Genomic DNA, 14,050 nt, shown 5'->3' on the forward strand with positions numbered 1-14,050 from the left:
GTTGCCCTACCGCTGAACTTGAAAGGAGATACCCATGGCTGAAGCACAGCCTCGTCCGGTCCTGATCACGGGAGCAGGCCGCCGTATCGGCCTCGCTCTGGCACACCATTTTTTAAACCAGCAGCAACCGGTGATCGTCAGCTATCGCCAGCATTATCCATCGATTGACACCCTGCGCGACGCCGGCGCGGTGTGTCTGCAGGCCGATTTCAGCAGCGACGACGGTATTCTTACCTTCGCGGAAGCGGTGAAAGCGCAGACCAGCGGCCTGCGCGCGATTATTCATAACGCCAGTGATTGGATGGCGGAGAAACCGGGGGTGCCGTTATCCACGGTGATATCGCGGATGATGCAAATTCACGTCCACGCGCCCTATCTGCTTAACCACGCGCTGGAGAGCCTACTGCGCGGTTTTGGTCATGCGGCCAGCGATATTATTCACATTACCGACTACGTGGTGGAACGCGGCAGCGATAAGCATATCGCCTATGCCGCCAGTAAAGCGGCACTTGATAATATGACCCGCTCTTTCGCCCGTAAGCTGGCCCCGGAAGTGAAGGTCAACGCCATCGCGCCATCGCTGATTATGTTTAACGAGCATGATGACGCTGAATACCGTAAACAGGCGCTGGATAAATCGCTGATGAAAATCGCACCGGGTGAAAAAGAGATTATCGACCTCATCGATTATCTGTTCACCAGTTGCTACGTCACCGGCCGCTCTTTCGCGGTCGACGGCGGCCGACCGCTGCGCTAGTGGAAACGGCTCCAGCCGAGGATCAGCAGCCAGGCCGCCAGACTCCAGCAGATCACCGCGCCTGCCAGCGCGTAAGGCAGGCGCATTACGCCGGTGAAGTACCATAACGAAAGTAAGTAGATAAAATACGGGATGATTGACCACATGCCGAAGACGATAGTCGTGCGCAGCGCTTCAATGCCGCGCTCGCTGGCGACGATATAATGGGCAATAAGCGCGAAGGTCGGAAATAACGGAATTAAACCGGCAATATAGTAATTTTTGGTTTTTGACAGTACGCCTATCAGTACCACCACCAGCGCTCCCAGCAGCGCTTTAATCAACAGCCCCATTTTATGCCTTAACATTTGAACAACAATTTCCCCAGCATAACGGAAGAACATTTGTTTATGAAAGATTAATGGCAGGCAATTTGCGGGCGGTGTATGTTAGCTTTTTAATTTATACGCGTAAGATATGAATAAGATCGTTTTTGTTGAGGATGAGCCCGAAGTTGGCGCGCTTATCGCCGCCTATCTGGGAAAGCATGATATGGACGTGGTCGTTGAACCGCGCGGCGACCGGGCCGAAGAGGTTATTGCTCGTGAACAACCCGATCTGGTACTGCTGGATATCATGCTGCCTGGCAAAGACGGAATGACGCTGTGCCGCGACCTGCGCAGCCAGTGGCAGGGTCCGATTGTGTTGCTGACCTCGCTCGATAGCGATATGAACCATATTCTGTCGCTGGAGATGGGCGCCAGTGATTATATCCTCAAGACCACCCCGCCTGCGGTGCTGCTGGCCCGGTTACGTTTGCATCTGCGCCAGCATGTGGCTTCGCCGTCGATGCCCGCTCCCGCAACCCTGACGCCGCATAAAGCCATTGTCTTTGGTTCGCTGTCGATCGACCCGGTTAACCGTCAGGTATTGCTCGGTGGCGACAACGTTGCTTTGTCCACCGCCGATTTCGACCTGCTGTGGGAGCTGGCGACCCATGCCGGGCAGATTATGGATCGCGATGCGCTGTTGAAAAATCTCCGTGGCGTCAGCTACGACGGCATGGATCGCAGCGTCGATGTCGCGATTTCACGCCTGCGTAAAAAGCTGCTCGACAACGCCAACGAGCCCTACCGTATCAAGACGGTGCGCAACAAAGGTTATCTGTTCGCTCCGCACGCCTGGGATAATTAATCGGCGTCAGGAATAGACCGATATCACGCCGTGTAGTCGGTCTTGAAATTCAGCGTATTTCTCTCTGAATGCCATTTCATCGTCTTCGCCATACCAGCGTACGACCTCACGGCTGGCGAGGAAATGATCCAGCAGTTCGCCGCTCGCCAGAATCCATTGCGGTAAACCATCGACCTGCAGGCTCCAGCCTCCGGGATGATAGTGGATGAAATCATTGCGCAGCTGGTGAAGCTTACCCATCGCCACCGTACAGTCTTCGCTGGGTGCGAATGCGCTGTTCTCCATTGTCGCACGGTATAGCGTCATAAAGGACGGCAGTTGCAGCTTGTCGATGTTGGAAAAATCGTCGTTATAAATTTGCAGGAAAATATCTCGAGTCGACGCTTTACCGTCGGCCAGGTATACCTGAAAGTCATTGCCCTGACACAGCGCCAACACCATTGCGTTCTGCAGGATGCTGTGCCAGCCGGTAATCACCCACTTCCACTGATAAGGGTCGGCGATCGCCTGCATATGGCTGAGGACCATATCGAAGGTTTTTAAAATCTCAACATCATTATCAGTATGCAAATACACGGGCTTAGTCATCTGGCGCTCTCCGTCATTTAAGGGGCGCTTAAATTAACAGAGAGGCTGGCGTCTGGCAGACCGGGGAATGGCACAATACGGCCATCGGCCATTTGGCCTGGCGCCTCTGTGAGAACTTTGCCGAGCGGGATCCTTCTCCTGTAGAATCTTTTGACGCGAGATAACCCAGTTAATGACCGGTGATGATTAATGAAAAAACTGTTTGTGCAGTTTTACCTTTTGCTGTTCGTCTGCTTCCTGGTCATGACCATGCTGGTCGGCCTGGTGTATAAATTCACCGCCGAGCGCGCCGGTCGCCAGTCGCTGGACGATCTGATGAAAAGCTCGCTGTATCTGATGCGCAGCGAACTGCGTGAGATCCCGCCGCGCGACTGGAGCAACACGCTGAAAGAACTGGACCTTAACCTCTCTTTCGATCTGCACATTGAACCGTTAAGCAAATTCAAGCTGTCGGAAAGCTCGATGCAGCACCTGCGCGCGGGGGATATCGTGGCGCTGGACGATCAGTACACCTTCATTCAACGCATTCCGCGCAGCCATTACGTATTATCAGTCGGCCCGGTGCCCTATCTCTATTTTTTGCATGAGATGCGCCTGCTGGACGTCGCGCTGATGGCGTTTATCGCTATTTCACTGGCTTTTCCGGTGTTTATCTGGATGCGTCCGCACTGGCAGGATATGTTGCGTATCGAAACCGCCGCACAGCGCTTCGGCGAAGGCCATTTTAGCGAGCGCATCCATTTCGATAGCATGTCGAGCTTCGAGCGACTCGGCGTGGCCTTTAACCAAATGGCGGATAATATCAACGCCCTGATAGCCAGTAAAAAACAGCTTATTGACGGTATCGCTCATGAACTACGCACGCCGCTGGTGCGCCTGCGCTATCGCCTGGAGATGAGCGAAAATCTGACCGAGGCCGAGTCGCAGGCTCTCAACCGCGATATCGGGCAACTGGAAGCGCTGATTGAAGAATTACTGACCTACGCTCGTCTCGATCGCCCGCAGAACGAACTCAACCTGACCACCCCGGATTTCCCGGCCTGGATCCGCGCGCACGTCGAGGACATTCAACTGGTCAATCCGCAGCGTGAAGTCGCGTTGCGCCAGCTGACGGCCGGCGACTACGGCGCGCTGGATATGCGTTTAATGGAGCGCGTGCTGGATAACCTGGTCAATAATGCCCTGCGCTACAGCCATCAACATATTCATATCAGCCTGTCGCTGGCCGGTTCACGGGCGACGCTGCGAGTGGAAGATGATGGCCCGGGTATCGCCCTTGAGGAACGCGAACGGGTATTCGAGCCGTTTGTCCGTCTCGATCCCAGCCGCGATCGTGCCACTGGCGGCTGCGGCCTGGGGCTGGCTATCGTACACAGTATTGCTCAGGCGATGGCCGGTGAAGTCCGCTGCGACGAAAGCTCGCTCGGCGGCGCGGCGTTCATTTTCAGCTGGCCTATTTACCACCAGCTTCCCGCTTTTACTTCTGCTTAGCCGAGCTTGCGCAGGCGTTACGGCCTGCGTATAGTTTATACTCAAACAGTATGTTGTAACTAAGGCGGTAATCATGGCAAGCTACGACCTCGTTGCGCGCTTAAATGACACCTTTCGTGAGCTTGAGCGCGAACTACAAACCTTCAAAGCGTCGCTGAGCCGCTGCCGTCTGCTGGCGGCGCGGGTTTTCGAATTACCCGCGGTGAGTAAAGAGGCGGAGCACGCGCCGCTGGATACCATTCAGGTCACCCAGCACGTCGGGCAAAGCGCGCTGGAGATGGCGCTCAGGCACTACAGCCATCTGTTTATACAGCAGCAGTCGGAAAACCGCAGCAGCAAGGCGGCGGTACGCCTCCCCGGGGCGATTTGCCTGGCGGTTGATACGCAACAGCAGGCAGACCTGCTGGAGAAAATCAGCGCCATTAACGCGCTGAAAGCGGCGTTTGAGAAAATAGTGACCGTCGATTCCGGATTGCCGGCCGCCGCGCGTTTCGAATGGGTTCACCGCCACCTGCCCGGCCTGATTACCCTTAGCGCCTATCGTACCCTGACGCCGCTGCTCGATCCCAGCACCATCCGCTTCGGCTGGGCCAATAAGCATGTGATTAAAAATCTGACCCGCGATGAAGTATTAATGCAGTTAGAGAAGAGCCTGCAATCGCCGCGTGCGGTGCCGCCCTGGACCCGCGAACAGTGGCAAAGCAAGCTGGAACGGGAATTTCAGGATATCGCTGCCCTGCCGCAACGGGCAAAATTGAAAATCAAACGCCCGGTCAAGGTACAGCCGATTGCCCGGGTGTGGTATGCCGGCGAGCAGAAGCAGGTGCAGTACGCCTGCCCCGGCCCGCTGATTGCGCTAATCTCCGGCACCCACGGGGTTAGCGTGCCGGATCTCGGCGAACTTTTGAATTACGATGCTGATAACGTGCAGTACCGCCACAAGCCGCAGGCACAGTCGTTACGATTACTGATCCCGCGTCTGCATTTATGGCTGGCTAGCGAGTAGCGAGGCTGCCAACCATATCCTGCGGGCGAACCCAGCTATCGAATTCGGCTTCCGTCAGGTAACCAAGCGACAGCGCCGCGGCTTTCAGCGTCAGCCCTTCATGGTGCGCTTTTTTGGCGATCTCCGCCGCTTTATCGTAGCCGATATGGGTATTGAGCGCGGTCACCAGCATCAGCGACTCATTCAGCAACTGGTTGATTCGCTCGCGGTTCGGCTCAATACCCACCGCGCAGTGCTCATTAAAGCTCTCCATGCCGTCCGCCAGCAGGCGTACCGACTGCAGGAAGTTGTGGATGACCATTGGCCGATAGACGTTAAGCTCAAAGTTCCCTGACGCGCCGCCGATATTCACCGCCACGTCGTTACCCATCACCTGGCAGCACAGCATCGTCAACGCTTCGCACTGCGTCGGGTTGACCTTGCCGGGCATAATGGAGGATCCCGGTTCGTTCTCCGGAATGGCGATTTCACCTATGCCGCAGCGCGGCCCGGAGGCCAGCCAGCGCACATCGTTGGCGATTTTCATCAGCGAAGCCGCCAGCCCCTTCAGCGCGCCGTGGGCGTGGACCAGCGCATCCACGGTGGCCAGCGCTTCAAATTTGTTGGGCGCGGTGACGAACGGCAGTCCGCTAAGCGACGCCAGTTCCGCCGCCACCCGCACCGCATATTCCGGGTGCGTATTCAAGCCGGTGCCAACCGCCGTACCGCCCAGCGCCAGCTCTGCGAGATGCGGCAGGCTGTGTTCAATATGGCGGAGATTATGTTCCAGCATCGCGACCCAACCGGAGATCTCCTGCCCTAACGTCAGCGGCGTAGCGTCCTGTAGGTGGGTGCGGCCAATTTTAACGATGTCACCGAAGGCCAGCGACTTTTCCTGTAGCGTGGCCCGCAGCGCCTGTAGCTGCGGGATCAGCTTTTCGCGCAGCGCGATTAGCGCCGCGACGTGCATCGCCGTTGGAAAAACATCATTCGAGCTCTGGCTTTTATTGACGTCATCATTGGGATGAATTTTGCGCCCCATGCCGCGCACGCCGCCAAGCAACTCGCTCGCACGGTTAGCCAGCACTTCGTTCATATTCATGTTGCTTTGGGTACCGGAGCCGGTTTGCCAGATAGCCAACGGAAACTCCTGCGCATGCTTGCCGGCGAGGACTTCATCCGCGGCGGCGATGATGGCGCCCGCTTTATCCGCCGCCAGCAGCCCCAGGTCCTGGTTAACCTTCGCCGCCGCGCGTTTGGTCAGCGCCAGCGCGTAGATCAGTTCACCAGGCATTTTCTCCGTTGAGATACGGAAATGCTCAAGCGAGCGCTGGGTCTGCGCGCCCCAAAGTTTATCGGCCGGGACGTCGATGGCGCCCATCGAGTCTTTTTCACTGCGATGCGTTGTCATTACTTTCTCCTTGGATTCAAAGTGCGTCATAGCGACAAAGCTCACCTGCTTAAAGGATTAAGTATTAACCAGATTTATTAGTTGTTTTGGTCGTTCGTGCCGCTAAGCGGCACAAACAAAAACCGCCCCGAAGGGCGGCATCGTTCACTTCACGCAGCGCGAACACTGCGACGTCTGGATCTGCTGGAAGAAGTCGTTACCTTTATCATCAACGAGGATAAAGGCCGGGAAATCTTCCACTTCGATTTTCCAGATAGCTTCCATTCCCAGCTCCGGATAAGCCACGCACTCGAGGCTGCGGATACTCTGCTGCGCGAGAACCGCCGCCGGGCCGCCGATACTACCGAGATAGAAACCGCCGTGTTTGTGGCAGGCATCGGTCACCTGCTGGCTGCGGTTACCCTTGGCCAGCATGATTTTACTCGCACCGTGCGATTGCAACAGATCGACATATGAGTCCATGCGGCCAGCAGTCGTCGGCCCCAGAGAACCGGAAGCGTAACCATCCGGCGTCTTCGCCGGGCCGGCGTAGTAGATCGGGTGATCTTTGACATACTGCGGCAGCGCTTCGCCATTATCGATAAGCTCTTTAAGCTTGGCATGGGCAATATCGCGGGCCACGATGATCGTGCCGCTCAGCGACAGACGCGTCGACACCGGATACTGCGACAGCAGCGCCAGAATCTCGCTCATCGGCTGATTGAGGTTCACCTTCACGGCTTCGCCTTCGCCGGCCTGGCGCAGGTGCTCAGGGATGTATTTCCCTGGGTTGCTCTCCAGTTTCTCCAGCCAAATGCCGTCGCGGTTGATTTTAGCTTTGATGTTACGGTCAGCGGAACAGGAAACCCCCATCCCCACCGGACAGGAGGCGCCGTGACGCGGCAGGCGGACCACGCGGATATCGTGGGCGAAGTACTTGCCGCCGAACTGCGCGCCGAGGCCGAGGTTCTGCGCTTCCAGCAGCAGCTCTTGCTCCAGCTGCACATCGCGGAACGCCTGGCCATGTTCGTTACCTTCGGTCGGCAGACCATCGTAGTATTTGGTCGAGGCCAGTTTCACCGTCTTCAGCGTGGCTTCCGCTGAGGTGCCGCCGATAACAAAGGCGATATGGTAAGGCGGACAGGCTGCGGTACCGAGGGTGCGCATCTTCTCGACGAGGTAGTTTTTCAGCTTCGCCGGGGTGATTAACGCTTTCGTTTCCTGGTACAGATAGGTTTTGTTCGCGGAGCCGCCGCCCTTGGCGATACAGAGGAACTTATACTCATCGCCATCGGTTGCATAAAGATCGATCTGCGCCGGCAGGTTGGTACCGGTGTTGACCTCTTTATACATGTCCAGCGGCGCGTTCTGCGAATAACGCAGGTTGTCCTGGATATAGGTGTTGTACACGCCCTGCGCCAGCGCGGCTTCATCGCCGCCGCCGGTCCAAACGCGCTGTCCCTTTTTCCCCATGATGATCGCGGTACCGGTGTCCTGACAGGTCGGCAGAATGCCTTTGGCGGCGATATCGGAGTTACGCAGGAATTGCAGCGCGACGTATTTGTCGTTTTCGCTGGCTTCCGGGTCGTTGAGGATATCCGCGACCTGCTGCTGGTGTGCCGGGCGGAGCATAAAGGAGGCGTCGTGGAACGCGTGTTGGGCCAGTAAGGTTAGCGCCTGAGGTTCAACCTTCAGAACTTCCTGGCCGGCGAATTCGGCGACGGAGACGTAATCACTGCTGAGGAGATAATACTCGGTGTCATCCTTTTTAAGCGGAAAAGGATCCTGATAAACAAACGGTTTGTTCGACATTGTACTCTCACTTACTGCTTGGCTGATTATGTTTCAGGCAGACACTCCATTTGCCTGTAGAAAAGCGAGTCGATCAATCTTACACAATTTTTTAACAAAAACTGAGACAAGGACGACTTTTTCTTTCAGCAGTTGCTTCTCGACGATTTGTTGGTTTAATAGAGCCAACATTTTTATGTGGAAACAGGGATTGAGAATGCAGAAGCTCATTAACTCAGTGCAAAACTATGCATGGGGAAGTCACACCGCGTTAACCGACCTTTACGGTATCGCCAATCCGGACAACCTGCCGATGGCGGAACTGTGGATGGGCGCACACCCGAAAAGCAGCTCGCGGATCCTTAACGCCGACGGCCAGCCGCAGTCGCTGCGCGAGGTCATTGAAGCCGATAAAAATGCCCTCCTCGGCGCTAACGTCGCCGAGCGTTTTGGCGAACTGCCGTTCTTGTTCAAAGTACTGTGCGCCGCCCAGCCGCTCTCCATCCAGGTTCACCCGAATAAACGCGCGTCGGAAATTGGCTTTGCCAAAGAGAACGCCGCGGGTATTCCGCTGGATGCCGCCGAGCGCAACTATAAAGATCCCAACCACAAGCCGGAGCTGGTCTTCGCCCTGACGCCGTTCCTCGCTATGAACGCGTTCCGCGAATTTAATGAAATTGTCGCGCTGCTGCAGCCGGTTGCCGAGGCGCATCCGGCAATTGGCGAATTCATTCAACAGCCGGATGCCGCGCATTTAAGCCAGCTATTCGCCAGCCTGCTGAATATGAAAGGTGAAGAAAAAGCGCATGCGCTCAGCGTGCTGCAAAACGCCCTCGACCGCCAGCAGGGCGAGCCGTGGCAGACCATTCGTCTGATCGCTGAATTCTACCCGGATGACAGCGGCCTCTTCTCCCCGCTACTACTCAACGTGGTGAAACTGAATCCTGGCGAAGCGATGTTCCTGTTCGCCGAGACCCCGCACGCCTACCTGCAGGGCGTGGCGCTGGAAGTGATGGCCAACTCAGATAACGTGCTGCGCGCCGGTCTGACGCCAAAATACATCGATATTCCGGAACTGGTGGCGAACGTGAAATTTGTCGCCAAACCTGCCGCTGAGCTGCTGACCCAGCCGGAACAACGCGGTAGCGAGCTGGATTTCCCAATCCCGGTCGATGATTTCGCCTTCTCGTTGCACGATCTGACCACTAATGAGGCCTCTCTGGCGCAAGAGAGCGCCGCGATTCTGTTCTGTGTGGAAGGCGAAGCAACGCTGCGTAAAGGCGAGCAGCGTCTGACCCTGCAGCCGGGTGAATCGGCGTTTATCGCCTGCAACGAATCGCCGGTACAGGTCAGCGGCAACGGTCGTCTGGCGCGCGTGTTCAATAAGCTTAAGTAAGTTACTGAACTTTTAATCCGCAGTTGCTAGACTTCCCCCATCATGACAACACAACCAGGCGGCATGTTCCGCCTGGTTTCATTTATGGACAAATGCTATGAAAAAAACGTTGGTCGCCGCGGGAGTTATCGTCGCGCTCGGAGTCGTCTGGACAGGCGGAGCCTGGTTTACCGGTAAGCAACTGGAAAACCGTATTGCCGAAATGGTGCAGCAGGCTAACGCCCAACTGCAGAGCAACGCGCCGGAAGCGGGCGTAGAGCTGAGCTATCAGGACTACCAGCGCGGGTTATTCAGCAGCCATCTGCAATTGGTGGTAAAGCCGCAGGCCGGTAAAGAACACAGCCTGTTGGCCGCCGGTCAAAGCCTGGTGTTTGACGAGAAGGTCGATCATGGTCCCTTCCCGCTTGCCTCGTTAAAATCTTTTAACCTCGCGCCGGCAATGGCCTCCGTCAACACGACTCTCGTGAATAACGACGCCAGCAAAGCGCTGTTCGATATTGCTAAAGGGCAAGCGCCGTTTAACATCGACACCCGTATTGCCTATAGCGGCGATACCCAGTCGGCCATCTTCCTTAACCCGCTGGATTACGCTAAAGACAATGAAAAAGTTATCTTTAGCGGTGGCCAGTTCCAGCTCAATGCCGATCGCGATGGCAAAACTATCAGTCTGAGCGGCGAAGCGGCCAGCGGGCAGATCAACGCGGTCAACGAATACAACCAGAAAGTTCAGCTCAATTTCAGCAACCTGAAGGCTGACGGCGCCACCGAAATGACCGCTTTTGAGGAGCGTATCGGCAAGCAGAAGATCTCGCTTGATAAACTGGCGATCGGCGTTGAAGGTAAAGAGCTGGCGCTGCTGGAAGGCATGAATATCGACGGCCGCTCTACGCTCTCCGATGACGGCAAGCGTATCAATAGCCAGCTTGATTACAACCTTAACAGCCTGAAACTGCAAAACCAGGATATGGGCCGCGGCAAACTCACCGTTAAGCTGGATAATCTCGACGGACAGGCGTGGCATCAATTCAGCCAGCAGTATAACGCCCAGGCACAGGCGCTGATGGCGAAGCCAGAGCTGGCGCAGAATCCGGAACTCTATCAGCAGGCGTTAAGCGAAATCTTCTTTAGCTCGCTGCCGATTCTGTTGAAAGGTAATCCGTCGCTGACGATTTCCCCGCTGAGCTGGCAAAATGCGAAAGGCGAAAGCACCCTGAATCTGTCGGTGCTGATGCAGGATCCGGCGCAAACGACCGCCGCGCCGCAGACCGTCGCCGATGAACTGGACCGCAGCATTAAATCGCTGGACGGCAAGCTGGTGATCCCGGTGGATATGGCCACCGCTCTGATGACGCAGATTGCCGGGCTGGAAGGCTATCAGCCGGAGGATGCGGCGAAACTTGCCGAGCAGCAGGTTAAAGGGCTGGCGGCGATGGGCCAGATGTTCCGTCTGACCACGATGGAAGATAACGCGATTACCTCCAGCCTGCAGTACGCCGACGGCCAGGTCACGCTAAACGGGCAGAAAATGCCGCTGGCTGATTTCGCCGCCATGTTCGGCCTGACGCTCCCCACCGCCGAACCGCAGCAGTAAAAACACGTACCGGGCTGCAATCAGGTTACCCGGGCAAGGCGTAAGCCGCAGCCCGGGAACCACCTTAATCGATGGCGGCCCCTATTTTCTAATAACCAGCCGCGGCGGCATAATCTGATTACGCGCGCTGCCTTGCCCCTCCTCGAGGCGGCGTAAAATACACTCCGCCAGACTGTTCCCCATCTCACGCGCGGGGGTGGTCACCCAGGTCAAGGGAACATCATCGAGCGCCGCTTCCGGCACTTCGGCAAAGGCCGCCAGCGCGATGCGTTGCTCAAAATAACTTTCCACGCTGCCCTCGCCGCTCTGCCGCCCGGCGCGCAGAAGACCGAACCACGCCCCGGTGGCGATGACGCTGTTATAGCAAAGCACCGCGCTGATGGTCGGGTTTTGCCGCAGCAGCGCGATCATGGCTTCCGCCGCCTGCTGCTGACTGGATCCACACTCGACAACCCATTCGCTATGAAACGGCAGCCCGTACTTCAATAAGGTGGCGCAATAGCCGCCCACCCGTTCGGCGCGGGTCAGAGACGCGCTTTGCCCGCCCAGCCAGGCGATGCGCTGATGACCGCGGCGAATCAGATGTTCAGTCACCATTTGCGCCGCCTGCATGTTATCCGGGCGGATCAGGTCGATATCGTCCAGGTAGCTGGCGCGGGAGGCAAAAACCAGCGGCATCCCCACTTCGGCGGCACGATCGCGCAGTTCGCCGCCCTTGTCGATAGCGCCGGCGATAATCACCCCGTCCACCCCCTGCGAGACCAGCGTTTCAAAACGCTGGAGCATTTTCTCGCCGCGATGCCCGCCCTGGGTCAGAAATACCATTTTACCCTGTGATTCCAGCGCATCGGTCAACCCGGCGGTTAGTTCGGCATAAAACGGTTTCGACAGATCGCTAACGATAAGGCCAATCACCCCGCTTTGCCCGCCGCGGAGCGACGCCGCCTGGCGATTACGCACAAAACCGAGTTGCTCAATGGCCTGATTGACGCGCTCGCCGGTGGCCGAAGAGATACGCCCTTTACCGCTGAGCACCAGCGATACCGTACTAACCGAGACGCCAGCCGCCAGCGCCACATCATTGATGGTTGTCTTTTTTGCGATAGCCATAACGACTGGCTGACTCCCTTTGCCTTTCGATAAAACGTTTTATCAGTATGTTATCTTTATAAACCTTATTATCGCTTGATTATGTGATTTTTATCGCACTAAAAAATGGTAAAACGTTTTATCTTGCCGCTACGTTACATCCTATCGACCCTTTTCAGAACCAGGATTCGTGTATGACGGCGAAAACAGCACCAAAAATTACCTTATGGGAGTTTTTCCAGCAGTTAGGAAAAACCTTTATGTTGCCCGTGGCGTTGCTCTCGTTTTGCGGGATCATGCTGGGGATCGGCAGCTCGTTAAGCAGCCACGATGTGATTACGCTGCTGCCGTGGCTAAACGTGCCGCTGCTGCAGGCGATTTTTGTCTGGATGAGTAAAGTCGGCTCATTTGCTTTTAGCTTCCTGCCGGTCATGTTCTGTATCGCTATTCCGCTCGGCCTGGCGCGTGAAAACAAAGGCGTCGCCGCTTTCGCGGGCTTCGTCGGCTACGCGGTAATGAACCTCGCGGTTAACTTCTGGCTGACGGCGAAAGGCATTCTGCCAACGACCGACGCGGCGATCCTCAAGGCCAACAACATTCAGAATATTATCGGTATTCAGTCGATCGACACCGGGATCCTCGGCGCGGTGATCGCCGGGATTATCGTCTGGATGCTGCATGAACGCTTCCACAACATCCGTCTGCCGGACGCGCTGGCCTTCTTTGGCGGCACGCGCTTTGTACCGATCATTACCACCGTGGTGTTAGGCCTGGTCGGCCTGGTTATTCCACTGGTGTGGCCGGTGTTCGCGATGGGTATCAACGGACTAGGACATGTTATCAATAGCGCCGGCGATTTTGGCCCGATGATCTTCGGCACCGGAGAACGCCTGCTGCTGCCGTTCGGCCTGCATCATATTCTGGTGGCGCTGATCCGCTTTACCGAAGCGGGGGGCACCATGGACGTTTGCGGCCACAGCGTCAGCGGCGCGCTGACCATCTTCCAGGCGCAGTTGAGTTGTCCGACGACGCACGGCTTCTCTGAAAGCGCGACCCGCTTCCTGTCACAGGGTAAAATGCCCGCCTTCCTCGGCGGCCTGCCCGGCGCGGCGCTGGCGATGTACCACTGCGCCCGCCCAGAAAACCGTCATAAAATTAAAGGGCTGCTCATTTCTGGCGTCATTGCCTGCGTAGTCGGCGGTACCACTGAACCGTTGGAATTCCTGTTCCTGTTCGTCGCGCCGGTACTGTACGTCATCCACGCCCTGCTGACCGGCCTTGGTTTCACTATCATGGCGGTACTTGGCGTCACCATCGGCAACACCGACGGCAACATTATCGACTTCGTGGTCTTTGGCATCCTGCACGGGCTGTCGACCAAGTGGTATATGGTGCCGGTTGTCGCCGCCATCTGGTTCGCGGTGTACTACGGAATCTTCCGTTTCGCCATCACCCGCTTCAATCTGAAAACGCCGGGCCGCGATATCGAAACGGCGACTAACATCGAAAAAGCGGTTGCCGGAACGATTGGCAAATCAGGTTATAACGTGCCGGCGATTCTGGCCGCGCTCGGCGGTGCCGACAATATTGTCACGCTCGATAACTGCATTACCCGCCTGCGCCTGTCGGTGAACGACATGAGCAAAGTCGATACCGCCGCGCTGAAAGCCAACCGCGCAATCGGCGTGGTCCAGCTTAACGATCACAACCTGCAAGTGGTCATCGGCCCACAGGTTCAGTCGGTAAAAGATGAAATGGCCACCCTGATGAATACCGTTCAGGCCTAAACATACGCCCCC

The 14,050-nt window shown here is 56.5% G+C and carries 12 protein-coding genes; 7 read left to right on the forward strand and 5 right to left on the reverse strand.

Going from position 1 to position 14,050, the window contains the following annotated elements; translation table 11 throughout:
- Window positions 1-34: 34 nt before the first annotated feature.
- Entirely contained in the window at window positions 35-757 is a 723-nt protein-coding gene (gene folM, locus ABLV66_RS13535; RefSeq protein ID WP_045392402.1) for a dihydromonapterin reductase, read from the forward strand.
- Here folM and ABLV66_RS13540 read toward each other — a convergent pair.
- On the reverse strand, window positions 754-1,089 hold the full coding sequence (locus tag ABLV66_RS13540) for a GlpM family protein (RefSeq protein ID WP_015366825.1): 336 nt from the start codon (window positions 1,087-1,089) through the stop codon (window positions 754-756). The two genes, folM and ABLV66_RS13540, sit on opposite strands and share 4 nt — an antisense overlap.
- Window positions 1,090-1,213: 124 nt before the next feature.
- Between ABLV66_RS13540 and rstA the strand changes: the two genes are divergently transcribed.
- On the forward strand, window positions 1,214-1,930 hold the full coding sequence (gene rstA / locus ABLV66_RS13545) for a two-component system response regulator RstA (protein ID WP_015366827.1): 717 nt from the start codon (window positions 1,214-1,216) through the stop codon (window positions 1,928-1,930).
- A gap of 6 nt (window positions 1,931-1,936) precedes the next feature.
- Here the strand turns inward: rstA and ABLV66_RS13550 are convergent, their stop codons facing one another.
- Window positions 1,937-2,518, reverse strand: a complete 582-nt coding sequence (locus ABLV66_RS13550) for a hypothetical protein (protein WP_315710257.1) — start codon at window positions 2,516-2,518, stop codon at window positions 1,937-1,939.
- A gap of 189 nt (window positions 2,519-2,707) precedes the next feature.
- Here ABLV66_RS13550 and rstB point away from each other — a divergent pair, with 189 nt between their 5' ends.
- Both rstB and tus read left to right on the forward strand, forming a co-directional pair.
- Complete coding sequence (gene rstB, locus ABLV66_RS13555) at window positions 2,708-4,009, forward strand: two-component system sensor histidine kinase RstB (RefSeq protein ID WP_015705253.1); 1,302 nt, start codon at window positions 2,708-2,710, stop codon at window positions 4,007-4,009.
- Window positions 4,010-4,082: 73 nt separating this feature from the next.
- Complete coding sequence (gene tus, locus ABLV66_RS13560; protein ID WP_047077715.1) at window positions 4,083-5,015, forward strand: DNA replication terminus site-binding protein; 933 nt, start codon at window positions 4,083-4,085, stop codon at window positions 5,013-5,015.
- On the opposite strand, the gene fumC is transcribed toward tus, so the two are convergent.
- A complete protein-coding gene (fumC, locus tag ABLV66_RS13565; protein ID WP_047077714.1) occupies window positions 5,005-6,405 on the reverse strand; it encodes a class II fumarate hydratase in 1,401 nt (466 codons plus the stop codon). The two genes, tus and fumC, sit on opposite strands and share 11 nt — an antisense overlap.
- A 144-nt stretch (window positions 6,406-6,549) precedes the next feature.
- Entirely contained in the window at window positions 6,550-8,196 is a 1,647-nt protein-coding gene (fumA, locus tag ABLV66_RS13570) for a class I fumarate hydratase FumA (protein ID WP_032714392.1), read from the reverse strand.
- Between the two features lie 196 nt (window positions 8,197-8,392).
- Between fumA and manA the strand changes: the two genes are divergently transcribed.
- Window positions 8,393-9,571 (forward strand): mannose-6-phosphate isomerase, encoded by a 1,179-nt coding sequence (gene manA, locus ABLV66_RS13575; protein ID WP_047042830.1) that lies wholly within the window; start codon window positions 8,393-8,395, stop codon window positions 9,569-9,571.
- Between the two features lie 97 nt (window positions 9,572-9,668).
- Window positions 9,669-11,162: a YdgA family protein gene (locus ABLV66_RS13580; protein ID WP_348877175.1), complete on the forward strand. Its 1,494-nt coding sequence runs from the start codon at window positions 9,669-9,671 to the stop codon at window positions 11,160-11,162.
- Window positions 11,163-11,243: 81 nt separating this feature from the next.
- Here ABLV66_RS13580 and ABLV66_RS13585 read toward each other — a convergent pair whose 3' ends face one another.
- On the reverse strand, window positions 11,244-12,272 hold the full coding sequence (locus tag ABLV66_RS13585) for a Mal regulon transcriptional regulator MalI (RefSeq protein ID WP_015705245.1): 1,029 nt from the start codon (window positions 12,270-12,272) through the stop codon (window positions 11,244-11,246).
- A 173-nt stretch (window positions 12,273-12,445) separates the two neighbouring features.
- Here ABLV66_RS13585 and malX point away from each other — a divergent pair, with 173 nt between their 5' ends.
- Window positions 12,446-14,038, forward strand: coding sequence for a maltose/glucose-specific PTS transporter subunit IIBC (gene malX, locus ABLV66_RS13590; RefSeq protein WP_045392419.1), 1,593 nt, complete (start codon window positions 12,446-12,448; stop codon window positions 14,036-14,038).
- Window positions 14,039-14,050: the final 12 nt, after the last annotated feature.

Source organism: Klebsiella sp. CN_Kp073 (assembly GCF_040065495.2).
In the GTDB taxonomy this organism is placed as follows: domain Bacteria; phylum Pseudomonadota; class Gammaproteobacteria; order Enterobacterales; family Enterobacteriaceae; genus Klebsiella; species Klebsiella aerogenes.